Source organism: Pyxidicoccus sp. MSG2, assembly GCF_026626705.1.
Taxonomy (GTDB): Bacteria; Myxococcota; Myxococcia; order Myxococcales; family Myxococcaceae; genus Myxococcus.
In genome coordinates, this window is record NZ_JAPNKC010000001.1 from 2,752,710 (window position 1) to 2,776,892 (window position 24,183).

The window sequence follows — 24,183 nt, forward strand, 5'->3', positions numbered from 1 at the left end:
AGACACCACGAAGTCCGCGGCGCCTGTCCCGAAGGCAGCGCCGCCAGAAGCCATCCCGTGGGGGTGCTGGGTCTGGATGCAGCTGCCGTGGGAATTCCAGGAGCGCTTCCTCGGGTACGTGTACGTCGACCCCGACGCGGGCCTGTCCGCCAAGGGAGACCGTGAGAGCGTGGCGGAGCTCGCGGAGCGCCCGGGCGTCACCGTGCGCCTCCCCATGGGGTTCCCGCTCCGGCCCCTCACGGCGGAGGAGGTCTCCGCGCGCGGGCTGCCGGCCACGCCCGCCTGGCTCGTCCACTTCGGGCCCCAGCCAGACCCTGCGTCACCCTGGCGGCAGGACCCGCACCTCCAGGGGCGCTTCCACGAGAGCCACCCGAATGACCTGGAGGTGCTGGTGCATGATGGAGAGCCGCGACGGACAGGCCGAATGCCCGAGCTGTGCTGGGTCCGCGTCCTGCGCGCGGAGCGGGGCCCCTTGCGGCGGGTGCTCAACCGCCCCGGGCAGACGCAGCTCTCCCAGGAGGAGCTCCAACGCCGGTACTCCGGCGACACGTGGGTCTACGTCGCCCGGCTCCTCAATGCGCCCCATGGGCTCCAGGACCTCCACCAGGGTGAGGAGCTCCGCTTCGTGAGCGGCGCCGCCCTGTATCACCCGCTCCACGTCACCCCTCAGTACCTCCAGGAGCGCGAGAGCTGGAACATCACCCCGTGCGACAAGTGCGGCTGGAGCGAGACCTTCGACCCGCCTGGCGTCATGGCGAGATTCCGCTTCCCGGACATGCCCCCGGACGCGGAGCTGGACGCCTTCACCGCCTTCTGTCCCATGTGCGGCGGAATCCAGCTCCTCTCCCGCGTGGGCACTGCCGACGCCTGACGCACGCGCGGGCGTGTTCCCGGGGGCTCAGCCTGCGGCTCAGGGCTCGAAGCGCGCGAGGAACACCTTGAACTGCAGCGAGACGAAGATGGGTTTCGGCGCCACCAGTCCGGTTCGGGCGAACATCGCGAACAGGGCGGCATCGGACTCGATGGGCCGCATCGTCGCGAAGCGCTGGCGCCGAAGCTCCAGCTCGTCCAGGGGGATTCCATACGTCCGCCACCGCCGCAGCTCCACGTTCGTCAGCTCGGGGTCCATGCCGATGCGGCAGCCCAGCACGAGGGGCGCTCCAGGCTTGAGCCGCCGGGTCACTTCTCGCAGCAGCTCCAAGCGGGCCTCCTCGCCCTCCACATGGTGCAGGACCCCCATCATCTGCGCGCCGTCGAACGGGGGGCCGGCAGGCAGGCTGCTCAGCTCGCCCACGTGCAGGTGCGTGCGCGAGAGCAGTCCCTCGGCCTCCAGGCGCTTGCGGGCGACGGCGAGCATGGCGTCGGAGGGGTCCACGCCCGTGAAGCGCCAGCCTGGCACGTCGAAGCGGGTGTAGGGCATCAACTCCGCGCCCGTCCCCACTCCCACGTAGAGCAGCGACGCCGTGTCCTGGCCGTCGAGCTGCGCGGTCAGCGCGCTGACCCCGAGCTCGTACATCGCCTGGGCACCGGCGAGGGTGACGGACGCCTGGGCGTCGTAGTGCGCGGCGCGGTCGGCGCCAAAGCCCGGCACGGTGTGGTGGTGGGCTTTGTGGTCGTGAGCCATGACGTGTCCTCGGGAGGCCCGCAGAAGCGGGCGATAGGACCAGAAGATGCGTCGGGCCCCCGATGAATGGGAGAGCGGGGATTCAGGCCGAATCGGCGGAATGGATGGGCGCCCGGGACCGGCGCCCCCAGAAGACGAAGAGAGCGAGCGCGACCAGCAGGACGTTGAAGGGGGTATTCGCCGCCTCGCCGCGCGAGACGTGGAAGACGATGGCGCAAACCTGGAGCGCCGCACAGCCCAGCGCGGCGAGGCCGGTCAAGCCCGGCTTGATGCGCGTGAGCGATGGCAGGACGAGGCCCAGCCCGCCGCACAGGTCAACCACCGCCGTCGCGTACAGGAACGCTGCCGGAACCTGCCCTGCCCACGGAATCATCGCCGCGAGCTGCGGAACCGGAGTCAAAAGCTTCCAGATGCCCGTGCCGGCGAAGACGACCCCCAGTAGCGCCTGGACGACCCACAGGCTGACGTGAAGAACTTTGGACGGCCTCGCGCTGACGCCGATCGCAGTGGTCATGGCATTTCTCGTGGCGGGTTGGTTACTTTCGTGTGCCCGGTTACAAATGGTAACCAGGCCCATCCTGCATACCGAGAGGACGCCGGACAAGGAGGCACATTGAAGTCACTAGGGAACGGAAAGATGACCACGCGCTACGACGACGATTGCGTCGCGACGCGTGAGATTCTCAGCCTCGTCGGGGACAAGTGGAGCGTGCTGGTCATCGTCAACCTCGGCGAAGGCACGATGCGCTTCAGCGACATCAAACGCGCCATCGAGGGCATCTCGCAGCGCATGCTGACCCTCACGCTGCGAGGCCTCGAGCGTGATGGGCTGGTCACTCGGACCGTCTTCCCGACGATTCCGCCGCGCGTGGACTACGCGCTCACGCGGCTCGGACGAACGCTGCTCGAGCCGGTGACCGCGCTCGCGATCTGGGCGCAACACCACAAGCCGGAGATCCAGCGCGCCCGCGAGGCTTTCGCACGCGCCGCCAAGTCGGCGTGACCGCGCCCGTGGGCCTGGGCAGCACGCAAGGCCCGCGGCGCTGACGGTTCGCTCACAGCAGGTCCACGGTCGTCACACACTGGAGGGGTGAGATTCTCCGAACCGATGGGGGCTACCACAGTGGCAGCAAGGTCTTCCCATCAACCCGGACTCATGAGCTGTCAGGCCCTTCAGGTAATCGTTCGGAATGGCCCTGCTGAAGAGAACCAGCGCCAGGAGGAATCTCCATTGAAGCTGCGCTCAACGGTGCTGGTCGCGATTCTCGCCGGATGCTCCACGACTCACGGGACGGGCGGGTCTGGTTCCGATCCAGCACCAGGGAGCCAACCCGCGACGAAGAAAGAGCTGCCCTGGATTCCAGTGTTCGGCGGGCGGATGAAGACGACTCTCTTCTACGGTCCCTGGCAGTGCAGGCAGGAGTTCATGCGAACGTGCCAGCGGGAGTGCGCCCGGGTCATGGGCTGCATGTGGCTGGCCGACATCAAGCTGGATTGGGAAGGGCGATTGGTCGTCCCACCGCTTCCCGTCAAAGCCGGCAGCCGCTACGGCATCTCCCACTGCTGCTGCGACTATCCCAAGTTGTCGCCGGACAAGAAGGAGGCTGAACGGAAGAGATGGGAGAACTTCCGGACTTCCTTCCGGAAGGACTGGAGCAAGAAGTTCGGAGACTGGCCCGAAGAGGAGGGCGTGGCCTGGCCCGGGCACCACATCCGGGACCTTCATCACGGCGGCGATCCGGTGGACCCCAGCAACATCATCCCCGTCGAGCCGAGCGTGCATACCGTCTTCAACAAGGCGTATCCCGCCTGCTACGGAGGTCAGGCACCCTGGAATACAGTGGGGCCCAATCTGCCTTACTCGGACAACTGACGATGGCCACGCCCATGAGCAGCCTGCTCGAAGAGGTCTCCCGCGAGCACTTCCCGTATCCGCCCGCCGCACCCGAAGAGATCGATGCGTTCGAGCGTCGGGTTGGCTGGAAGTTGGACCCGGACCTGCGCGCCTTCTACCTGCACTGCAATGGAGCGGAGCTGATTGAGCGGCTCCCGGAAACCCCTTACCGCGTCCTCCCGCTGCACAAGATCGTCCGAGCGCGGGTGGCCATCTACGGCGAAGATGACGACAAGTGGGGACCGGCCTCGGTGTACGCGTTCTGCGATGTGCAGGACGGCAACTACGTGTTGGTGGACGTGGCCCGACAGGAGAATGGCCACTATCCCCTCTTCGACGGGGACCACGAGGCGTGGCCGGACCCGGCCTACTGCAAGCAGGTCGCCAGTTCCTTCTCGGAGTTCCTGGAGCAGGTACTGCGCACCCGACGCGGCCTCTACTGGCTGGGGGAGTGAAATCTCCTCGGGCTGGGCTACGGGGGTTCTTCGAGTACTGCATCCAATGCGACGGATGCCTCAAGTTCCTCAAGTGTATCCACAAACTTGTGCGGCCTCAGCCAAGGGTACGGCGACAACGGGGGTGGGCTTGCTCGGAAGATCGCGTCAATGGCCCGCGCCCCTTCAGAGCGGATGACCACCTTCACCGTAAAGCGCTCCGTCGTCGTACCAGTCGTGTAGATGCTCACGTCTGATGCTGGGACGTTGAGGCGTCTGAGGAGTTCCTCTGCTCGGCGCTTCTGCTCAGGTTTGAGTCCGTGAACGATGATGTCTTGCATGGGGAATACGCAGCGCGTTGCTTCTTAGCGCAGGGTGGGAACCTTCGTCGGGGCGGCGTGTGTCGCGTAGAAGCACCGCGTGGTAGTGGGGCTCTTGTGGTTAAGGAAGGCTGCCACCGAGGCCGGGGCTGCCCCCTTCTCGATGGCCCAGGTGGCGACGGAGTGCCGGAACCGTCCCGGGTGAATGCCAGGATACCCGCCGCCTTGCAGGGCCCCTTGATGGCCAGGGTGCACTTCTCGAAGCTGAATGAACCCCACCCCAGCAGCCGCTTCCCAGCCTCCAGCACCTCGGCGGAAACGGCGGTGCGCAAGGGTTTGCCGCTCTTGGTCTGCGGACACACCAGCACCCCAGCGATTCCATTGGCCTCGCCCGGTACGGCTCCACGCTGCCCATCTTGGCGAAGAGCACTCACTCCGAAACGTACCAGCCGATGCCAGCCTGAACGTCCATCCCGTCACGCCAGTGAGGTGCAAGGTGCTCGCGCGCGAGCATTCTGTCCACGGACAGGGGAGGGCAAATGAAAAGGGCCTTGGACTTTCGCCCAAGGCACTGCATTTCTTCGAGAATCCTGCTCCCCGACGAGGACTCGAACCTCGGACCTAGTGATTAACAGTCCCCATGTCCCCGCACACCATCGCCTTCGTGGTCTCGCTCGCCGTCGCGCTCGCCGCGCCGGCTGTGCAGCCCCTTTCGAGCGCCGTGCCCCGATTCGAGCCAACCCCCTGCCCTGCCACCGTGGAGCCCGGGGAACGCATCGACTGCGGGCTGCTGGTGGTTCCGGAGAATCGGAACAAGGCGGGCAGCCGTCTCATCCGACTACCGGTGGTGCGCCTGCGCAGTCGCGCCGAGCACCCGGCCGCCGACCCCGTCTTCTACATGCCCGGAGGCCCCGGCGTGAGCGCGACGGCCAACCTGCGCTCGGGCAGGCGCAACCCGCTGCTCGATGAACGGGACCTCATCGTCCTGGAGCCACGCGGAGGACGCATGGCTCAGCCCGCGCTCGAGTGTCCCGAAATCAACGCGCTCAAGGGAGACGTGGCCGCGGGTCGGCTGCGGGGACAGAAGGCCCTGGACGCGCTGGCGAAGGCGGCGGGCCGCTGCAGGGAGACACTGACCTCATCCGGTGTGGACCTGGACGGGTACACGACGGCGGCCACGGCGGACGACATCGAGGACCTGCGCAAGGTCCTGGGCTACGCGCAGTGGAACCTCCAGGGCCTCTCCTACAGCACGCGGCTGATGTTGACGGTGCTGCGCAGGCACCCGTCCGGCGTGCGCTCCGTCATCCTCGATTCAGTGCTGCCCCCCGAGGTGAACTTCGACGAGGTGGCGGCGACGAATCTCCAGCGCGTCCTCGACCTCGTCTTCGATGGGTGCGCCATCGACCGCGAGTGCGGCGCCGCATACCCCGACCTGCGCCAGCGCTTCGCCCGGCTCGTCGCCGCCGCCGAGCGCAAGCCACTGCCCCTGAAGCTGAAGGAGTCCGTGACGGGAGGACGGCCGGTGGAGGTGCGCGGCGCGCAGGTGGTCGAGGCCCTCTACTCAGCGCTGCACCGGGTCGACCTGATTCCCCTCGTCCCCCGAATCATCAGCCGGGCGGCCGCGGGCGACTACACGGAGCTGACACCGCTGGTGGAGGAAAACCAGGGCCCGTCCACGATGAGCTGGGGCCTGCGCCTCTCGGTGTGGTGCGCGGAGGAGCTGCCCTTCGAGGATCCCGCTCGCATCGTCGCGCAGCGCTCGCCCTCGATGGGGTTGGGAGGCGTCGACGAGGGAACGGCCTCCGCGGAGACCTGCCGCGCCTGGAACGTGGCGACCGTGCCCGCCGTGGAGAACGAGCCGGTGAAGAGCAACGTGCCGGCGCTCGTCTTCGCCGGGGAGTTCGACCCGGACACGCCGCCAGACTGGGGCCGGCAGTTGCTCGAGTCCATGCCCCACGCGCGCTACGTCGAGTTCCGGGGGTACAGCCATGGCGCGTCGTTCAACCCGTGTGGTGCCCAGGTCACCCTGGCGTTCCTCAGAGACCCCGGGGCACCGCTGCCACTCGACTGCGTCCTCGCGCTTCGCGGCGCGGACTTCGGCCAGAGCGCTTCCATTCCGCCAGGCCACTGACGGGTTGTCCCTTTCGAGCACCGGCAGCTTCATCACCTCCGACGGCCCCCTTCCCTGGTAGCGAAGTCATTGCCAGGAGTGGAGGCCACCCGCCGGGCGAGCAGGTGGCCCCACGGGGCTCGACGCGCGCTATGAGCGACGGCGGCGGCGCAGGATGGCGCCAGCCCCGAGCGCCAGGGCCAGCTCGAAGCCACCCGAGGTGGCACCACAGCCACAGCCGGACGACTCATCCGGCGGCGGCGGGCTCGTGCCCGCGTCCCGCGACGGGTCCGTGCCCGCGTCCTGGGGCGGATTCGTGCCCGCGTCCTGCGGCGGATTCGTGCCCGCGTCCCGCGGCGGCTCCGTGCCTGCGTCCTGCTGGCACACGTCAGACTCCGCGCCCACGCAGCTACCGGCCTGGCAGGAGTCCGGCGTGGTGCACGCGTTGCCATCGTTGCACACGCTGCCATTCGGCCGCGGCACCGCGGAGCATCCACCCTGGCCATCGCAGCTCGAGGAGTTCTCGCACTGCCCGGGGCTGCACTGGTAGGTCATGCCTCCGCAGGTGCGCCCATTGCACGTATCGGTGTGGGAGCAGGCATTGCCGTCATCGCAGCTCCGGCCATCGAGCGGCGCGCAGACGCCGTCCACGGGCGCCCCCTCCGCCACCGAGCACGCCTCGCAGACACCTCCACCACACGCGGTGTTGCAGCACACGCCGTCCACGCAGTAGCCACTCGCGCACTCGCCGGCCACGGCGCAGGCACTACCATTCGCGAGCATGTCGGACACCCACCGGGCGCGCAGCCGCGGATCGCCGAAGGCATCCCTGCGCTCGTACACCACCAGCGCGCGCTGCCGGCCGTCCGAGGCCACCGCAGGCGCGGCCTGCACGAAGGGTCCGGGTGCCACCGAGAAGCCACCTCCGTCCAGGTCCCCGCCTCCCGTGGGGACGACCTGGCCGTACAGGTGCGACTCCGACAGGGTGTCGGTCGACAGGTCGTCCCGCGTGTCCCTCCAGACGGCGACGTGGCGCGTTCCGTTGAAGGCGAGAGCCGGCTCGGACTGGTAGCCGGGCGCAATGGCCAGCTTGCGCCCGGTGCCATCTGGCAGGCCTCCGTCCAGCAGCACCCGGGCACCGTAGATGTCGTCCCGGCTGGTGCTGCTGCGTCCGTCCTCCCAGGCCACCAGGAAGCCGGCCTCGGACGCGCTCACGGCGTGGGTGTACTTGCTCCATGAGGCCCGTAGCAGCGGCTGTCCATCCGGGTCCAGCACCCCACCGTCCGAGTCGATGCGGGCCGCGTACAGGTCCCCGAAGCTGTTGCTCCGGCTGTCATTCCAGACGACGAGCGAGAGGCCTCCGAACGCGGCGATGACCGGCCGGACCTGATTGTGCGTGGCGGTGCAGATGGGAATCGGAGACAACTCCCCCGGCTCGCCCTCGTGCGGGACGCGCAGCCCCAGGATGTTGAAGCCGTCGGGCGTCCACTCATTCCAGACGACCTGGTACTGGTGGCCATCCGAGGCCACCGCCGGATTGTGCCGCTCCGCGGGCGTGGGAGTGAGGAGCATCTCCCGCGCCTCCAGCACGCCCGCATCCGAGGTGAGCCGGGCAGCGTACACGTCGCTGTTCGAAGAGAAGCCGGCGTCGCGCGGGTTCTCCCACACCACCAGGCACCGGCCGCCCTCGCAGGCGATGCGCGGCGAGGCCTGCGGGTCGGGCGCCGTCGTCACCGGGACACCCGCCAGGTCCAGCAGCGCCCCGTCCGTGCCGACGCGCGCCGCGTAGATGTCCTGCCCCGAGTCGAGGGCATTGCGGTTGTCCACCCAGGCCACGACATAGTGCTCGCCGTCGAAGGCCACGGTGGGCTGCTTCTGCGTGTTGGCCACCACCGAGAGCAGCGTCGCCGGAGTCGCGGGCAGCTCGGCGGCCGCGCCCACCTTCGTGGCGAGCACGTCCCACGAGCGGGCTGTCGTCTGCTGCTCGGCCCAGGCGAGCAGGAAGGTCTCCCCGTCCGAGCCGACGGAGAACGGCGCGATGTAGGGGGCGGGCGCCACGGGGAGCTCGGACGTGGAGACCTGCGCACCCGAGGCATCCAGGCGCACCACGGGCAGGACGCGGCTCGGCCCGCGATAGTCCTGCCAGGTGACCAGGAAACCGTCACGCGCGGCCGCCACCACGGGCGTCACCTGGTAGCCCCCGGACAACAGCGCCCGCGCGGAGCCGCTCACGGGCGTGCCGTCCAGCGCGAGCCGCGCGGCATAGACCTGGGTCGGTGCCGTGCCGCCGTCCGCGAGCTGGGCCCGGTTGTCCTCCCAGGCCAGCAGGTACTGCGTGCCGTCGGACACGAGCGCCGGGGCCCCCTGCGAGCCCGGGGCCGAGATGATGCTCCGGCCGCTCGGCTCCAGCACCGTGCCGGCAGTGCTGATGCGCGTCCCGTACAGGTCCGAGTTGCCGGTGCCGGAGCGCGAGTCGGACCACACCACCAGGAACTCCGAGCCGCCGAAGGCCACGGTCGGCAGGTACTCCGACTGGGGGCCGGTGGAGATGGGGAAGTCCGTCCCGATGCGCTTGCCGTCGCGGCCCACCCGGGCGCCGTACACGTCCGAGGAGGAGCCGTTGCGCCAGTCCAGCCAGACGACGAGGAAGTTCGTCCCGTCGAAGGCGACCCGAGGGGACTCCTGGCTGAAGCCGGCGGAGGAGATGACGGCGGGAGCCGGGTCGATGACCTGACCGGCCGGCGAGACGCGCGTGGCATGGATGTCCGTCGCCGACGACGGGGTGAGCTGCCGTTCCCACACCACCAGGAAGTTCGTTCCGTCAAAGGCGACCGATGGAGCCGCGTGGTAATGGGGCGTGTCGGTGATTTCGAAGCCGAAGGGGTCGAGCAGCTGGCCGTCCCTGCTCACCCGCGCCCCCATCAGGGTGCTGGTGGACGACGAGCCGCGGCGGAGTCCCTCGCGGTGGTCCGCCCAGACGACGAGGTAGTTCGTCCCGTCGAAGGCCACGGCCGGTTCGAGCTGGGCCTCCGACGCTGGCAGGCGGACCGGCAGGTCGATGCCGAACTCCTGCGAGGCGGCGGCGAGCGGCGCGGCCTGGGGCTGGGGAGCGGCCTGGGCCCCCGTCCCCTGGACGGCCATCAAGGTGGCAGCCAGCGCGAGGCAACCAGAGGTGAGAAGCGTCATGAAAACGGCGCGCGGGGAAGCCATACGAGTCTCCAGGTGCAACCACGGCCGCCAGGATACAGACACGTCGGCGCTTCTCCAGGGGAGCACCGTCCAGTGGAGCCCAGGACCCAGGCAGGCAGGGGCTTCCCTGACCTCACGCCGCGTTGACGTCCCAACCTTCGTCCACATCCGACTTGGGCCCTAAACCGTGTGTGGTAGCGAAAGGCTCGATGAATCACTCGACGGATTCTCGCGAAGCCACAACGGGCATTTCTTCCACCTTCGAGGACTCCGCCGAGGTCCTCGCGGGCGGAGGGGAGATGGGCGCCCTCATCCGCGCCACGGACTGGTCGAAGACGGCCATCGGCGCGGTGACGGGCTGGCCCCAGAGCCTGCGCACCGCCGTCAGCATCCTGCTCGAGTCGCGCTTCCCCATGTACATCGCGTGGGGGCCGGACTTCGTCCAGCTCTACAACGACGGCTATCGGCCCATCCTGGGCTCGACGAAGCACCCCGCCGCCATGGGGCGGAGCACGCGCGAAACCTTCGCTGAAATCTGGCACATCATCGGTCCGATGTTCGAAGGGGTGATGGAGGGAAGGGCCGTCGGTGTGACGGACTTCATGCTCCCCCTGGACCGTCACGGGTTCACCGAGGAGTGCTACTTCATCTTCTCCTACAGCCCCATCCGTGACGAAAGCGCGGGCGTCGGTGGCGTCCTCGTCACCGTGACGGAGACCACCGACCGCGTCCTCGGAGAGCGGCGGCTGCGGACGCTGAGGGACCTCGCGGCACGCGCGGGGGCGGTGAAGCGGGAAGAGGAGGCCTGGCGAGAAGCAGCCCATGCGCTGGAGGGCAACGCCTTCGACATTCCCTTCGCCCTGCTCTACCGGTTGGATGAGACGGGCACGCGCCCCACCCTGGTGGCGTCGGCGGGCTGGACATGCTCCAGCGAGGACGCGGACAGTCCCCCGTGGCCCTTTCTCGAGGCCACGGAAACGCAGAGCGCGCAGCTCGTCTCCGACGTGCGCGCCCGCTTCGGCGACCTACCCGGCGGCGCCTGGCCCGAGTCCCCCCACTCCGCCTGGGTGCTGCCCATCTCCCGTCCGGGCGCCGAGCGCTCCTACGGCTTCCTCGTCGTGGGCCTGAGCACACGTCGCCCGCTGGACGACGACTACCGCGGGTTCCTGGGGCTGGTGGCGGACCACCTCGCCACGGCCGTGAGCAACGCCCGCGCCTACGAGGAGGAGAAGCAACGGGCCGAGGCCCTCGCCGAGCTGGACCGCGCCAAGACGGCCTTCTTCAGCAACGTCAGCCACGAGTTCCGCACGCCCCTCACCCTGATGCTGGGGCCCGTCGAGGACGGCCTGGCGGACGCCCGGGAGCCGCTCCCGCCCGGACAGCGCGAGCGCCAGGAACTGGTGCGCCGCAACGGCCTCCGGCTCCAGAAGCTGGTCAACACGCTGCTGGACTTCGCCCGCTTCGAGGCGGGGCGCGCCAGGGCCTCCTTCGTCCCCACGGACCTCGCCGCGCTCACCCGGGACCTCGCGAGCACGTTCGACTCGGCGATGGCGACCGCCGACCTCCAACTGGTGGTGGAGTGCCCCGCCCTGCCGGAGGCCGTCCATGTCGACCCGGCGATGTGGGAGAAGATTGTCCTCAACCTCCTCTCCAACGCCTTCAAGTTCACCTTCACGGGTGAAATCCGTGTCGCGCTGAAGTGGCTGGGCGAGCGCGTGGAGCTCACCGTCCAGGACACGGGCACCGGCATCCCCGAAGAGGAGCTGTCGCGCATCTTCGAGCGCTTCCACCGGGTGGAGGGCGCGCGCGGGCGGAGTCACGAGGGCACGGGCATCGGCCTCGCCCTCGTGCGGGAGTTGGTGAACCTGCACCGCGGGCAGGTGACGGTGAAGAGCGTCCTCGGGAAGGGAACCACCTTCACCGTGTGCCTCCCGACGGGCACCGCGCACCTGCCCAGGGAGCAGCTCGGCGAGGCCCGAGCGCTCGCGCCCACCGGGATTGGGTCTCACGCGTTCCTCGCCGAGGTCTCCCAATGGAATGACACCGGCACCCCGTCATCCGCGCCGTCGGTGCCGGCCCCACACCAAGCGGGTGCACGCATCCTGGTGGCGGACGACAACACCGACATGCGCACCTACCTCACGCGCCTGCTGTCGCCGCACTGGACGGTGGAGGTGGTGAGCGACGGTGCGCGGGCCCTCGCCGCGGCGCAGGCGCATCCCCCGGACCTCATCCTGTCCGACGTGATGATGCCGGGCATGAATGGCCTCGAGCTGGTCCGCATGCTGCGCGCGGACCCGCGCACCCGGACCATCCCCGTGGTGCTCCTCTCCGCTCGCGCGGGGGAAGAGGCCACCATCGAGGGCTTGAAGAGCGGCGCCGACGAATACCTCGTCAAGCCCTTCTCCGCGAACGAGCTCCTCGCTCGCGTCAATGCGCAGCTCACGGTCTCCCACCTGCGGCGGCAGGCCGTCCAGGCCGAGCGCGCCCACGCCGAGCAAGCCAGCCGGCTGCTCGCCGAAGCCGAGCGCGCCACCCGCTCACGCGAGGAGACGCTGGCCATCGTCAGCCACGACCTGCGCTCTCCCTTGAGCAGCATCAGCCTCGCCGCGGAGCTCCTCCAACGCACCCTGGGGCATGACGAGCGCGATGCTCAGTGGCGCAAACAGACGGACTCCATTCTCCGCTCCGTGGGCCGCATGAACCGGCTCGTGGGGGACCTGCTCGACGTGGCGAGCATCGACTCCGGCAGCCTCTCCCTCGAGCCCCGGCCCCACGCGGCGGAGGAGCTGCTGCGCGAGGTCCGCGAGACATTCGAGCCGCAGGCGCTGGAGAAGGGCGTCGCGCTCCAGACCGCAATCGCCTCCCACCTTCCGCCGGTGCCGTGCGACAGGGAGCGGGTCCTCCAGGTCCTCGGAAACCTCGTCTCCAATGCGGTCAGATTCACTCCCCACGGCGGCACCGTGCGGGTGCGGGCGGAGCTCGAGCAGGGCACCGGGAGCGTCCGCTTCAGCGTGTCGGACACCGGCCCCGGAATCCCGCTCGAAGCCCAACCCCACATCTTCGACCGCTACTGGCACGCGGCCCAGAAGCGGCGCGAGGGCCACGGCCTGGGTCTCTCCATCGCGAAGGGCATCGTGGAAGGCCATGGCGGGCGCATCCAGTTGGAGAGTCCTCCCGGCGCGGGCAGCACCTTCTCCTTCTCGATACCGCTTGCGCCGCGGGCGAAGGCTGTCACGCCCGCGGCACCGCTCGCGCATCACCCGGCGCTCCCACCGCCGACGCGCCCGGGCACCGAGGAGAGCTTCATCCAGGCCGGCGGTGAGATGGGCGCCCTGATGCGCTCCATCGACTGGTCCCAGAACCCGCTGGGTCCGTGCGAGCGCTGGCCGCAGTCGCTGCGCACGTCCGTCAGCACGATGCTCCGCTCCCCCTACCCCATCATCCTCTTCTGGGGGCCGGAGCTCATCATGCTGTACAACGACCCGTTCCGGCCCATCCTGGGCGCCAAGCACCCGCAGACGATGGGCGCGCGCGGGAATGAGGCGCTCGCCGAGGAATGGACACTCCTCGGCCCCTTGATGAAGCGCGTGCATGAGACAGGCGAGCCGCTGTTCATCGAGAACGGCAACGTCAACTTCGCGCGCCGGCCCGGCGGCCTGAGGGAAGAGGCCTACTTCACCTGGTCCTACAACCCGACCATCGGCGAGACGGGGGGCATCGCGGGCCTCTTCGCCATCGCGAGCGAGACGACGCGGCAGGTGGTCGGTGACCGGCAGCTGGCCATCCTCCGGGAGCTGTCCATCCGGACGGCCCTCGACAAGAAGGTCGAGGACATCTACCGCTCGCTGGATGCCGTCCTCGCGCAGGCCGGCAACGACGTGCCCTTCGCCCTCCTCTATGCCGTCAGGGCCGACACGGCTCACCTGGTCAGCCGTGCCGGCCTGTCCCAGGGAGCACGCGCCGCGCCCACCGAGCTGATGCTCGGCGACACGACGTCCTGGCCGCTCCAGGGCGTGGCGCGGACGGGACAGGAGGTGCTGGTCGAAGACCTCCACACCCGCTTCGGCCCCCTCCCGGGCGGGCCCTGGCCCGAGCCCGCGACGCGGGCCCTGATGCTTCCGGTGGCGATGGGCGCGGACGCGGAGACGATGGGCGTGCTCGTCGTCGGGCTCAGTCCGCTCCGCGCGCTCGACGACGAGTACCGGGGCTTCCTGCAGCTGCTGGCGCGGCAGCTCGCCGCCAGCATCTCCAGCGCCCGCGCCTATGAGCAGGAGAAGAAGCGGGCGGAGGAGCTCGCCCAGCTCGACCAGGCCAAGACGGCGTTCTTCAGCAACGTGAGCCACGAGTTCCGGACGCCGCTGACGCTGATTCTCGGCCCCATCGAGGACGCGCTGACCAGCACGCGAAAGGCCCTGGAGGGAGAGCAGCTCGACCTGGTCCGCCGCAATGCCTTGCGGCTCTACAAGATGGTCAACACCCTCCTCGACTTCTCGCGAATGGAGGCGGGGCGGGCCCAGGCGACGTTCGTTCCGACGGACCTCGCGCGCTTCACGAGCAACCTGGCCAGCGCCTTCGAGTCCGCCGCGGCGAGTGCGGGCCTGCGCCTGGTGGTGGACTGCCCGCCGCTGCCCGAGCCCATCTATGTCGACCCGGACATGTGGGAGAAGGTTGTCCTCAATCTCCTCTCGAATGCCGTGAAGTACACCCACCAGGGTGAAATCCGCGTCGGCCTCGAATGGGCCGACGGGCAGGCCGTCCTCACCGTCCAGGACACGGGCGTGGGCATCCCCGAAGAAGAGCTCCCGCGCGTCTTCGAGCGCTTCTACCGCGTCCGCTCCACCGAGGGACGCAGCCACGAGGGGACCGGCATCGGCCTCGCGCTGGTGCAGGAGCTGGTGAGGCTGCACGGCGGCAGCGTCTCGGTGACGAGCAGGCTGGGTGAGGGCAGCACCTTCACCGTGCGACTGCCGCGTGGCTCGGTGCACCTTCCCCCGGAGCGGGTCCAGCAGACGCTCGAGTCCCGCGCTTCCGCGGCGGGCGCCGCGCCTTTCGTCGAAGAGGCCCGGCGCTGGTCCGCGGGCACCGGGGAGGCAGCGGGCGACTCCCTCCCCGGAGCACCCGACGACACCTTCGAGGTACCGCCGGAGTACGTGCACTCCCGCATCCTCCTCGTGGACGACAACGCGGACCTGCGCACCTACGTCTCCGGGCTGCTTCGGCGCACCTTCCCCAACGTCCAGATGGCGGCGGACGGGAACAAGGGCCTCGCAGAGGCGCGCGCCCACCCGCCGGACCTCATCCTCTCGGATGTGATGATGCCAGGGCTGGACGGCTTCGGACTGGTGCGCGCCCTGCGCGCCGACGAGCGCACGCGGGCCATCCCCATCATCCTCCTGTCCGCCCGGGCGGGCGATGAGTCCACGGTGGAGGGGCTGCACAGCGGCGCGGACGACTACCTGGTGAAGCCGTTTTCAGCACGGGAGCTCCTCGCCCGTGTACGGACCCAGTTGGAGATGGCGCGCGTGCGCCGGGACGTGGCGCAACATGAGCATGCCGAGCAGCAGCTCCGTGCCACGGTGAAGGCGCGCGACGAGTGGCTCAACGCCGTGAGCCACGAACTCCGGACGCCCCTGAGCGCGCTGGCGCTGAGCGTCCGGTCGCTGATTCGCGGCGTCACCCCCGGGGAGCGCGCCGTGCTCTCTCCCGAGGAAGCGAGCACCCGGGCGCAGGCCACGGAGCGACACCTCCACCGGCTGACGCGACAGGTGGAGCAGCTCGTCGAGGTGGCGGAGCTCGTGTCGGGCCACCTGGAGCTCACCCCGGAGGAGACCGACCTCTCCACGGTGGTGGGCGCCCTCGTCGAGGAGACGCGAGAGAAGGCCGCGCGCATGGGCTGCACCCTCACCCTGAGCGCGAGCTCGCCCGTCGTGGGGGCCTATGACCGCGCGCGGTTGCGCCAACTGGTGGAGGGCCTTCTCGACAACGCCCTCAAGTTCGGGATGGGCAAGCCCGTGGAAGTCACCGTGGCCAGGGACGCGGACAGCGCTTCGATTCGCATCGTGGACCATGGCGGAGGTGTCTCGCCCGAGGACGCGGAGCGCATCTTCAGCCGCTTCGAACGCGCCGCTCCCACCCGGAACTACGGGGGCTTCGGCCTGGGCCTGTGGATGGCACGCCACATCGCGGAAGCACACGGGGGAGCCCTCCACCTGACGAAAACGGAGGGCGGAGGGGCCACCTTCACGGTGGTGCTCCCGCTGAGCTTCGCCAGCACGGTGCCAGGGGCGGTCCCTATGCAGTCCCTTCGGCGGCCTGTTCGCTGAACCTCGGGCCGCCAGGGCTGGGAGCCACCCCGGGTAGCGCGGGAAGCTCCACCGTGAAGGTGGCGCCCTCGCCGGGGCGGCTCGTGGCATGCAACTGGCCCCCGTGCGCTTCGACAATCTCCTTCGCGAGGTAGAGCCCCAGCCCGAGCCCGCCGTACTCCCGGGGGGACACCGCCTGTTCGAAGCGGCCAAAGACACGCGAGAGCGCCTGGGCATCCATCCCCACCCCATGGTCGCGCACGCGGAGGAGGGCGCGGCTGCCGGCCTGGGACACCTCCACCTCGAGGGGGCGTCCGGCGCCGAACTTCACGGCATTGGAGAGCAGGTTGGTGAGCACCTGCTCGATGCGGAGCCTGTCCCACTCTCCGAGCACGTCGTCCTCGAGGCGCAGCAGCAACGTGCAGCCGGCCCGCTCGAATTGCTCCCTGAAACGCTCCGTCGTCGTGCGCACGAGCTCGTCGAGTCGCACCGGCTCGCGGGCAAGCTGAAGCCGTCCGGAGTGGATGCGCCCGATATCGAGAAGGCTGTCGACCAGGCGCGAGAGGCGGGCCACCTGCTTGACGGCCAGTTGGAGCTTCCGCCGGACGGACTCCACCACCGGGCGTGGACCCAGCGACCGCAGGAGGGTGCCCAACCGCAGGTTGAGGGCGGTCAGCGGCGTGCGCAGCTCGTGGGCCGCGATGGCGATGAATTCGTCGCGGGCATGGACGGCCTGCTCCGAGCGCTCGAAGAGCCAGGCATTCTCCACGGCCAGGGCACAGCGTCGCGCGAGCTCTTCGGCAAGGTACCGCTCGCGAGCGCGGAGCGGCCGCAACCGCTCCTCCCCCACCAGCACGAGCGCGCCCACCGGCTTCTCCCTGCCCTGCAACGGCACCAGGATGATGCGCCCGGATGGGTCCACCCATCGCTGGAGGGGGGGTGTCAGCTGGGCGGCCAGCACCGGGTGGAGCTCCGGCCCCACCCCCATCTCGGCCACCTGAACGAGGCGCCCATCTTCCTGCGCCACCCATGCGGCGAACCCCGTGGCCATATCGGGGACCACCCGCTCCGCGATGAGGGAGAGCGTGCGGCGAACGTCCAGGGACTCGGCGAGGAGCGCCCCCACGTCGGCGAAGAACCGGTGGACGCGCGCGGTCGCGCGGCGCTCCGCAACCAGCGCCGCGAACGCGTTGGCGGAGAGCCCCATCACCGCGAGGTACGCCTGCGTCGCGAGAAGTTGTGCCTCGCTCGATACGGGCGCGCCAGAAAAAGGGCCATGCCCGGCGACCGTGTCTCCCAGGGTGATGGTCGTGAGCGCCGCCACCGCGGCGGCCGTTCCCGCCGGCCCCAACCAGAGTGCCGCCCAGACGAGCAGGGGAAAGGGAAGATAGGGGAAGGCCCAGCGCACGGACCCGCCGAGGACGAAGTGGCTCACCGCCACGACCGCACCGAGAACGATGGCCAGCTCGCCCAGGCACCGCGGACGGGCGAACTCACGTGGGAGGGGCCACCACGTGAGCAGCAGCGGCGCCAACAGCAGGCTTCCCAACGAGTCGGCCAGAAACCAGGCGAGCCACTCGATGGAAAAGGGAGCCGCACCCTCCAGCCAGAGCACCATCGACGCGGCCCCGAGCGTCGCGCTGACGAGCGGCCCGAGCAGGCCTCCGAAGAGGATGAGGCCGGCGACTTCGCGGACATGGTGCAGCCGCACCGGCCCCGCCGCCCAGGAGCACACGAGGACCGCCCCCAGCAGTGCGCGGAGGCAGTTGGCCGCCGCCCACGTCAGGGCCATGGGAAGCACACCGCCGAGCACCAGCACCTTGGCCAGCTCGGCGAGGAAGAGTGCGGCGAGGAGGATGCCCCAGTGGCGTCGCTCGACCCGTACGAGCACCGCGAGCGTCAGTCCACTCGGCAGCCAGATGGCGGCACTGTGGTAGGGAGCAAACGTGGTGCGCTCACTCACCACCCCGAGGCCGAAGAAGAGGAGCCCGAGAGCGGTGGCCCAGCCCACCGTCTCCAGCGTGGTGCTTCGCGGCTCTCGCAACGACCTCATGCCAGCCCCCCGCCCCGGGAGGGGGGCCCATCCCAGGAGCATGAAAGATGGGAAGACCGGCCGCCGCCCGCAGGGGCGCCGAGCCCGGCTGCCCGCTCCGTCACTCACACGACGATTCAGCTCCCCTTGGGCCGGGTCCGCGCACGAGGGGCCTTGCGCGCGGCCTTTCGCGACGCGGGTGGTGTCTCGGACGGAACAGGGCCATACCGCCGGGCCGCGACGTCCTGATGCGCGAGCCGGCGGAGCGCGATGAGCACGGGCTCGTGGAGCGCGGTGCCGAGCACGGCGTACTCGACGGCGGCCGCGGCATCGTCCCGCGGGATGCGGCCGACGTCGAACTCGGCGATGGCGCGGATGTGCGGCCCGTAGACGGCGAGTCGCGCGTCGTCGAGGGGGATGCCAGCGGCCTCGGCGGCGGCGAGCGCGCGCTCGAGCTGGGCGACGGCCGCGAAGCGAGGCTCATAGACCTGGCCGAGCTGCTCCAGCACGGCACGGGCGCGCGGGTAGTCGGCCGTGGCATCCGGCGTCACCTCCGGCGGCAGGGCCTCGATGGCCTGGCCGAAGGTCTCGAAGAGGGAGTCCTGGGGCTGGTCGATGAGCCGAAGCACCTCGCGCGCCTTCTGCACGCTGAGGCCCACCGTCTCGGTGAGCGCGCGAATCACGGCGATGCGCCGCACGTGCACCTCGCCGTATTCGGCCCGCGTCGCGGCGGTCGCCTCACCGGCCGGGAGCAGTCCCTCGCGCAGGTAGTACTTGATGGTCGCGAGCGGAACGCCTGTCCGCTCCACGAGCTCGGAGATGCGCATGCGGATTTCCTTGCACTGGATAGCTGAGCTATCTAACATTGGATACCATGAGTATCCAACCTCACACCCTCATCGTCATCGGCACCCTCCTCCTCTCACTCATCACGGTGGAGTCGGGGGGCTGGTTCCTCACCCGCGTCGGCCGGGGAATAGTCCCCGCGAACGCGCTGCAGAAGAACTTTTTCCGTGCGGGGCACGCCCATGCGGCCGTGCTCCTGGTGCTCAGCATCGCCATCCTCGCGGTCATCGACGCCGCGAGGCTGCCGTTCGCCTTCGACCTGGTCGCGCGCTACGGCGTGCCGGTCTCCGCACTGCTCATGCCGGCGGGGTTCTTCCTCTCCGTCCTGGGAAAGGACCCGCAGCGCCCCAACCGCCTCTTCGCCCTGCTCTGGGTGGGCGTGGGCTCGCTCACGCTCGGGCTGCTGGCGGCGGGCCTGGGGTTGCTCCTCGCGGGCATCTCGGCCGCGTGAGCCACCTGCGCGGCCCCGTCGGCCCTCGCTACCCGGCCACGCCGGCCTGGCGGGTGCGACGCCTGAACTCACCCGGAGTCTGCGCGTGGACGCGCTGGAAGGCCCGGTTGAAGGCACCGGGTGACTCGTAGCCGACGGCATCGGCGATTTCCGCGAGCCCGGAGTCCCCGTCGCGCAACAGACACCCCGCCTTGTACATCCGCCAGCGCGTCAGGTACTCGAGCGGCGTCTCTCCAATCTGTTCCTTGAAGCGCAGGGCGAATGCCGAGCGCGACATACCCGCCACGCCGGCGAGCGCCTCGACGGACCAGGGGTGCGCCGGGGAATGATGCATCGCGCGCAGTGCCGCGCCGAGCGGCCCCCTCCCGAGCGCCGCCAACCAGCCCTGCTCTCCCGCCCGGCCCGATGCGTAGTGCGCGCGAATCGTCTGGACGAACAGGATTTCCGCCAGTCGGCTGATGACGACGGGGGAGCCGATGGTGGGCGTCGCGGTTTCGAGCGACAGGAGGTTGAGCGTCGCCCCCAGCGCGCTGGCCTGGGCTTCGTCGCCCCGCACGCACAGGACGCTCGGCAGCATTTCGAAGACGGGCTTGCCGCTCCACTCGTCGAACTCGAACAGGCCGGTGACGACGTGGGTTGGCGCACCGCCTCCGCCCAGGTGGAGCAGGTCGCCGACCTTCGTCCGGATGAGCGCCTCCCCATCGACGGGACGGGTGCGGAGCGCGTCGCGCACCGTGATGCCGACGTCGGGCGCGACGACGTAGCAATCACCGCCGCGCAGCGGGATGGGGCTCGGCTCCCCGGTGACCTCGAGCCAGCAGCTCCCGCGCGTCACCAGCCCGAACTTCGCATGCGGCGAGCCGGGGAACTTCACGCCCCACGGCGCGGTCGCCTCCATCCGGCAATACAGCGCGCTCCTGACGCGCATCGCGGTGAACACGTCGCTGAACGGGTCCACCCCCGCGAGCGTCCTCAAATCTGGACGATTGGATACTTCTTCTGGCGTTCCAGGCACTGAAAGTCCTCCCGCTCGGACTTACGGTACCTCATGAACAGAGGAGGTCACACCGTGGAATCAGCAACTCCGAAGGCCCTTCGCACGCTCGGCTCAGGATGGGCGGCGTCCGTGCCCATCGTGCTGCTCGCGACGCTCGCCGTCGCGGTGGTGCCTCGCAGCCGCGGGCTCACCTTCTTCCCCGAGCTCCGGTATGCGGTCCTGGCGCCCGCGTGCGTGCTCCTCGCGGTGGGCGCGGCGTTCGTGTATCGCGCGCTTGCTGGACGTACGGGTCGGCCACGACTTGCGCTGGCGGCAATTGTCTTCGGGCTCGCGCTGGTCCTGCTCCTGGGGATGGCCGTCCTGGGCCCTCGCGGGCTCGTCGCCTCGGGGCTCCCCGCCGTCATCGCCGTGGCCGCCACCGTGGTCTGGTTCGTCCCCCGCTCCGCCGAGCGGACTCGCCGCTCACGTCTCGGCACGGCCGCCCTCGTGCTCTTCGGGGCGCTCGAAGCCGCTGGCGTCTTCGCGGCGATTGCAAGCGAGCGTGCCGCGCCGCCCGCCGCTGCCGACCTCCCGCGCTCGATGTTCGACGTGGAGCACAGGTTCATCGACCTCCCAAGCGGCGCGCGCATCCACTACGTGGACGAAGGCCAGGGCGAGACGCTGCTCTTCCTGCACGGCAACCCGTCCTGGTCGTTCCAGTGGAGAGACCTGATTCATGGGCTTCGCGGCTCGTACCGCTGCATCGCCCTGGACTACCCAGGCTTCGGCCTGTCCCAGGCGCCGGACGGCTTCGGCTTCACCCCTGGCGAGGAGAGCCGCGTCCTCGAGGAGTTCGTCGACCAGCTCGGGCTTCGTGACGTGACGCTGGTCATGCAGGACTGGGGCGGGCCCATCGGCACCGCTTTCGCGGAGCGCCGTCCCGAGCTCGTGCGAGGCCTCATCCTGGGGAGCACCTGGGCATGGACGACGCGCACGAGCGAGCCGCGCGGCATCTGGTCGGTCATCGCCGGCGGTCCCGTGGGTGAGTTCGTGCAGGTCAACTTCAATGGGATTGCCACGGTCGCGCTGAAGGACAGCATCGTCCGTGAGCTGCCTTCCGACGTGGCGGACGTCTACGTGCGTCCATTCCGGCCGCTGGAGCGTCGCGGGATTGCCGCCTTCTATCCGGGGCAGATTACCGCCGCGAGCGACTGGTTCGCGGAGCTCGAAGCCGGCCTCCCCGCCCTCAAAGACAAACAGGCGCTCATCTTCTGGGCCCTGAAGGACCCCGGCTTTCCCCGGAGCGACCTCGAGCGCTGGGAGCAGACGCTTCCCAATCACAAGACTGTCGAGCTTCCCCATGCGAGCCACTTCTTCTTCGAGGACACCTCGGACGAAGTCATCTCGGAAATCCGTGCGTTCATATCGTCCACCGGTCCCGGGGTTCGCGTGGGAGGGGTTGCGCGATAACGTCGCGCGCGATGGATTCCCAGTCCGAGCCCGCCTCCACCGTCAGTCCGCCCTCCCCGGCGCCGCTGTCCGTCCCACTCCAGGCCCTGGAGCCTCTTGCGCCGGAGCGCCCGCGCGTGTGGCCCGTCTTCCTCGCGTTCGGGCTCGCGCTGGTGACGCTCCTGGTGGCCGGGGCCCTCCTCGCCGGCATCGCGGTGGCGGTGGAGCTGGCGCGCACCGGCGTGAAACCCCAGGACACCGAGGCTCTCAACGCCGTGGTGGAGAAGCTCAAGCTGATGCCCTGGCTCCACGTGGCGGGAGTGGTGATGTCCAGCACCACCACGCTCGCCGCGGCGCTCATTGGCGCCTGGCTGTCACCCCGACCGTGGCGCGAGCGGCTGCGCCTCCAGGCCGGCGCACCGCTGCCGCCCTGGGTGTGGGCGGCCGCCGTGATGGGCTGCTGCGCGCTGGGACAAGCGATGGAGAGCGCCACCATCCTCACCGGCGCGTGGGACTGGACCACCTCGCTGAAGGGTATCCAGGCCACCAGCGCGGCCTCGCCTGGCACATTCGCGCTGCTGATGCTCTTCGGCGCGCTGGTCGCGGGCACGGCCGAGGAGCTGTTCTTCCGCGGCTACGTGCAGAGCCGCCTGGTGGAGCGCTGGGGGCGCACGGCCGGCATCGCCACCGCGGCCAGCCTCTTCGGCCTCATGCACATGGACCCCATCCACGGCCCCATCGCCCTGGTGATGGGCCTGTTCCTGGGGTGGCTCGCCGAGCGCACCGGCAGCCTGCGCCTGCCGGTGTGCGTGCACATCCTCAACAACGCGGTGTCCTTCCTGCTCACCCGCTACTCGGTGCCCTCCTCGGAGCTCTCCACCTCGGTGCACGTGACGATGCTCATCGTGTGCCCGCTGCTGGTGGTGGGGGCCCTGGTGCTGGTGCGCCGGTCCAGCGGGGTGGCCGTGCCGGCCGGGCATGGGTGAGGCGCCATCCGCCCATGCCCGGGCGACCGGCCATGACCGTGTATCAGGACGCGCGGGGGCGGCAGTTGACCTCGACGAGGAGGCCTCCCGGCGCCTTGCAGTACACCATCGTGCCGCGGTTGTTCCGGGTGACCTCGGAGACCTCCAGCCCGTCGCTCGTCGCGCGGGCGTGGAACTGCGTCACGGCGTCTTCCGTGTCGACGTAGAAGCCGAGGTGGAACCCTTCCGGGTAGGCCTGCGCCGGGTCCTTGAGCTTCTGCAACACGAGCACGAGGCCATGCCGGTCCGAGAGGATGGCGATGGCTGGCGAGGCCCGATTCGAGCCGTGCTCGAAGTCGAAGTAGCGCTCGAAGAACAGAGCGGTGCGCTGGACGTCGGGGACCTGCAGGTCGAGGTGATTCAGCTTCATGGTGGGAGCCTCTGAAGGCACACGTGTGCCTTGCATGGCCGTGGGTTCTCACCTGAACGAGGTGGAACAAGTGCTCCCACCGTGGGAGTGAGCGGGGCTCACCGAACCGCTCTGCCGTTTTCCGACCGGCGCGAAAAATAGAGGGCTTGCGCTCCTCTGTGCAAGTCCGAGCAATCCCAGAGCGCCATCAGCACACCGTCGCCCGTGGCGGTGGGGCCGCCCGTCACATCCAGGCAGCGGCCTCCGTTGACGGCGACGATTTCGTACCGGCCCGAGCCCTTGCTGTTGCGCCTCCAGAGCTGCTTCGACAGGCCCGAGCACGGCGCCTGCTGGATACACGCGCCGTTGCCGGTGGCGCCGGAGCGGCGCTTCCAATCGCCGCACGGCAAGGTAGCGCACCGCCAGACCCTGGAGTGGCAGGCGGCAACGCCTGCTTGTCGGGCCAACCCACCAAGAGGGCCCCCCACCGCCGTGACTTGCGTGCGGCGCGTTGTCGGTGCTAGCCGCTTTTGCGTGTTTGCCCCCTCCGAGTATCGTCCGCTCGTCGTCGCGCTCACCGCGTCGGCCCTCGCAGCATGCGGCTCGGCCACGGTCGGCGCAGTCGGCATGCCCCCCGCCACTGCAAGGTGGGTCGGGCCGGCGGTGCCGAGCCCCAACGGCGGCCGGGTGACCACGACCATCTATTACGGCCCGTGGCAGTGCAACGCCAAGCAGCTGGGGCGCTGCCAGCGCCAGTGCGCATCCGAGGGCCGCGTGCTCATGGGCTGCATCTGGCTCGCGGACATCAAGGGCGATTGGGTCGGGCGCTTCATGTTCCTCCCGGCGGAGGGTGGCACCCGCTATCCGCTCACTCACTGCTGCTGCGACTACGCGACTGTCGACCCCCGGCGCGGCAGAGGCATCTGGGACAACGCCCGGGACGCGTTCCGGGCGAACTGGATTGAGGAGTTCGGCACATGGCCCGGCACAGCCGGCCGCAACTGGCCGGGCCACCACATTCGCGACCTCGGCCACGGAGGGCACCCCACCGACCCGAGCAACATTCTGCCCGTGCCGGACCCTGTCCACACGCTCTTCAACAACGCCTATCCGCAGTGCTACGCGCGCGGCAGTCGGTGGTCCACCCCCGGGCCCAACATCCCCTACAGCGACTAG

At 69.7% G+C, this 24,183-nt stretch carries 18 protein-coding genes; 10 read left to right on the forward strand and 8 right to left on the reverse strand.

Features of this window, described 5'->3' with window-relative positions; translation table 11 throughout:
- Positions 1 to 76: 76 nt before the first annotated feature.
- Positions 77 to 871 (forward strand): hypothetical protein, encoded by a 795-nt coding sequence (locus tag OV427_RS10030; RefSeq protein ID WP_267855869.1) that lies wholly within the window; start codon positions 77 to 79, stop codon positions 869 to 871.
- 39 nt (positions 872 to 910) lie between these two features.
- Here OV427_RS10030 and OV427_RS10035 read toward each other — a convergent pair whose 3' ends face one another.
- Positions 911 to 1,624, reverse strand: a complete 714-nt coding sequence (locus tag OV427_RS10035; RefSeq protein WP_267855870.1) for a class I SAM-dependent methyltransferase — start codon at positions 1,622 to 1,624, stop codon at positions 911 to 913.
- 82 nt (positions 1,625 to 1,706) lie between these two features.
- On the reverse strand, positions 1,707 to 2,138 hold the full coding sequence (locus OV427_RS10040) for a DoxX family protein (RefSeq protein ID WP_267855871.1): 432 nt from the start codon (positions 2,136 to 2,138) through the stop codon (positions 1,707 to 1,709).
- 123 nt (positions 2,139 to 2,261) lie between these two features.
- Between OV427_RS10040 and OV427_RS10045 the strand changes: the two genes are divergently transcribed.
- From OV427_RS10045 to OV427_RS10060, 4 genes are all read left to right on the forward strand, one after another.
- Positions 2,262 to 2,627: a winged helix-turn-helix transcriptional regulator gene (locus OV427_RS10045; RefSeq protein WP_267855872.1), complete on the forward strand. Its 366-nt coding sequence runs from the start codon at positions 2,262 to 2,264 to the stop codon at positions 2,625 to 2,627.
- 153 nt (positions 2,628 to 2,780) lie between these two features.
- Positions 2,781 to 3,497 carry a hypothetical protein gene (locus OV427_RS10050; protein WP_420718256.1) on the forward strand — a complete coding sequence of 239 codons (717 nt, stop codon included), beginning with the start codon at positions 2,781 to 2,783 and terminating at the stop codon, positions 3,495 to 3,497.
- A gap of 2 nt (positions 3,498 to 3,499) precedes the next feature.
- Complete coding sequence (locus OV427_RS10055) at positions 3,500 to 3,973, forward strand: SMI1/KNR4 family protein (RefSeq protein WP_267855874.1); 474 nt, start codon at positions 3,500 to 3,502, stop codon at positions 3,971 to 3,973.
- A gap of 939 nt (positions 3,974 to 4,912) precedes the next feature.
- The gene (locus OV427_RS10060; protein WP_267855875.1) at positions 4,913 to 6,406 is read left to right on the forward strand and encodes an alpha/beta fold hydrolase; all 1,494 of its coding nucleotides are present in this window, start codon (positions 4,913 to 4,915) and stop codon (positions 6,404 to 6,406) included.
- A 129-nt stretch (positions 6,407 to 6,535) separates the two neighbouring features.
- On the opposite strand, the gene OV427_RS10065 is transcribed toward OV427_RS10060, so the two are convergent.
- The gene (locus tag OV427_RS10065) at positions 6,536 to 9,595 is read right to left on the reverse strand and encodes a hypothetical protein (protein WP_267855876.1); all 3,060 of its coding nucleotides are present in this window, start codon (positions 9,593 to 9,595) and stop codon (positions 6,536 to 6,538) included.
- A 188-nt stretch (positions 9,596 to 9,783) separates the two neighbouring features.
- On the opposite strand from OV427_RS10065, the gene OV427_RS10070 reads away from it, so the two are divergent.
- A complete protein-coding gene (locus OV427_RS10070; protein ID WP_267855877.1) occupies positions 9,784 to 15,900 on the forward strand; it encodes an ATP-binding protein in 6,117 nt (2,038 codons plus the stop codon).
- Here OV427_RS10070 and OV427_RS10075 read toward each other — a convergent pair.
- Both OV427_RS10075 and OV427_RS10080 read right to left on the reverse strand, forming a co-directional pair.
- Positions 15,869 to 17,932 (reverse strand): MASE1 domain-containing protein, encoded by a 2,064-nt coding sequence (locus OV427_RS10075; RefSeq protein WP_267855878.1) that lies wholly within the window; start codon positions 17,930 to 17,932, stop codon positions 15,869 to 15,871. The genes OV427_RS10070 and OV427_RS10075 overlap by 32 nt on opposite strands.
- 116 nt (positions 17,933 to 18,048) lie before the next feature.
- A complete protein-coding gene (locus OV427_RS10080; RefSeq protein WP_267855879.1) occupies positions 18,049 to 18,738 on the reverse strand; it encodes a MerR family transcriptional regulator in 690 nt (229 codons plus the stop codon).
- A gap of 47 nt (positions 18,739 to 18,785) precedes the next feature.
- On the opposite strand from OV427_RS10080, the gene OV427_RS10085 reads away from it, so the two are divergent.
- Positions 18,786 to 19,208, forward strand: a complete 423-nt coding sequence (locus OV427_RS10085) for a hypothetical protein (RefSeq protein ID WP_267855880.1) — start codon at positions 18,786 to 18,788, stop codon at positions 19,206 to 19,208.
- Between the two features lie 28 nt (positions 19,209 to 19,236).
- Here OV427_RS10085 and OV427_RS10090 read toward each other — a convergent pair whose 3' ends face one another.
- On the reverse strand, positions 19,237 to 20,166 hold the full coding sequence (locus OV427_RS10090) for an AraC family transcriptional regulator (RefSeq protein WP_267855881.1): 930 nt from the start codon (positions 20,164 to 20,166) through the stop codon (positions 19,237 to 19,239).
- Between the two features lie 111 nt (positions 20,167 to 20,277).
- Between OV427_RS10090 and OV427_RS10095 the strand changes: the two genes are divergently transcribed.
- Together OV427_RS10095 and OV427_RS10100 are read left to right on the forward strand one after the other, a co-directional pair.
- Positions 20,278 to 21,654, forward strand: a complete 1,377-nt coding sequence (locus tag OV427_RS10095; RefSeq protein WP_267855882.1) for an alpha/beta fold hydrolase — start codon at positions 20,278 to 20,280, stop codon at positions 21,652 to 21,654.
- Positions 21,655 to 21,665: 11 nt separating this feature from the next.
- Positions 21,666 to 22,619: a CPBP family intramembrane glutamic endopeptidase gene (locus tag OV427_RS10100; protein WP_267855883.1), complete on the forward strand. Its 954-nt coding sequence runs from the start codon at positions 21,666 to 21,668 to the stop codon at positions 22,617 to 22,619.
- 43 nt (positions 22,620 to 22,662) lie between these two features.
- Here OV427_RS10100 and OV427_RS10105 read toward each other — a convergent pair whose 3' ends face one another.
- Positions 22,663 to 23,028, reverse strand: coding sequence for a VOC family protein (locus OV427_RS10105; RefSeq protein WP_267855884.1), 366 nt, complete (start codon positions 23,026 to 23,028; stop codon positions 22,663 to 22,665).
- A gap of 98 nt (positions 23,029 to 23,126) precedes the next feature.
- Positions 23,127 to 23,708, reverse strand: coding sequence for an RICIN domain-containing protein (locus tag OV427_RS50765; RefSeq protein WP_420718257.1), 582 nt, complete (start codon positions 23,706 to 23,708; stop codon positions 23,127 to 23,129).
- Here OV427_RS50765 and OV427_RS10110 point away from each other — a divergent pair.
- Positions 23,671 to 24,183: a hypothetical protein gene (locus tag OV427_RS10110; protein ID WP_267855885.1), complete on the forward strand. Its 513-nt coding sequence runs from the start codon at positions 23,671 to 23,673 to the stop codon at positions 24,181 to 24,183. The genes OV427_RS50765 and OV427_RS10110 overlap by 38 nt on opposite strands.